This window comes from Streptomyces sp. YS-3, assembly GCF_045257485.1.
GTDB lineage: Bacteria > Actinomycetota > Actinomycetes > Streptomycetales > Streptomycetaceae > Streptomyces.
Genome location: NZ_JBJHPC010001202.1, coordinates 1 through 573, shown reverse-complemented (window position 1 = coordinate 573; position 573 = coordinate 1). Strand labels below are relative to the sequence as shown.

At 57.5% G+C, this 573-nt stretch carries 1 rRNA gene; it reads left to right on the top strand.

The features are described 5' to 3' along the window. Positions 1–573: ribosomal RNA gene (locus ACJA3G_RS38305) — 23S ribosomal RNA — on the top strand; the annotation flags it as partial.

Below are 573 nucleotides of genomic sequence, written 5' to 3'. Positions count from 1 at the left end.
GATGGGTAGGGGAGCGTCGTGTGCCGGGTGAAGCCGCAGCGGAAGCTAGTGGTGGACGGTTCACGAGTGAGAATGCAGGCATGAGTAGCGATACACACGTGAGAAACGTGTGCGCCGATTGACTAAGGGTTCCTGGGTCAAGCTGATCTGCCCAGGGTAAGTCGGGACCTAAGGCGAGGCCGACAGGCGTAGTCGATGGACAACCGGTTGATATTCCGGTACCCGCTTTGAAACGCCCAATATCGAATCAGGCGATGCTAAGTCCGTGAAGCCGCCCTGGAGTCTTCGGACAAAGGGGAGTGGTGGAGCCGACGAACCAGACTTGTAGTAGGTAAGCGATGGGGTGACGCAGGAAGGTAGTCCAGCCCGGGCGGTGGTTGTCCCGGGGTAAGGGTGTAGGCCGTGTGRTAGGCAAATCCGTCACACATTAAGGCTGAGACCTGATGCCGAGCCGATTGTGGTGAAGTGGATGATCCTATGCTGTCGAGAAAAGCCTCTAGCGAGTTTCATGGCGGCCCGTACCCTAAACCGACTCAGGTGGTCAGGTAGAGAATACCGAGGCGTTCGGGTGAA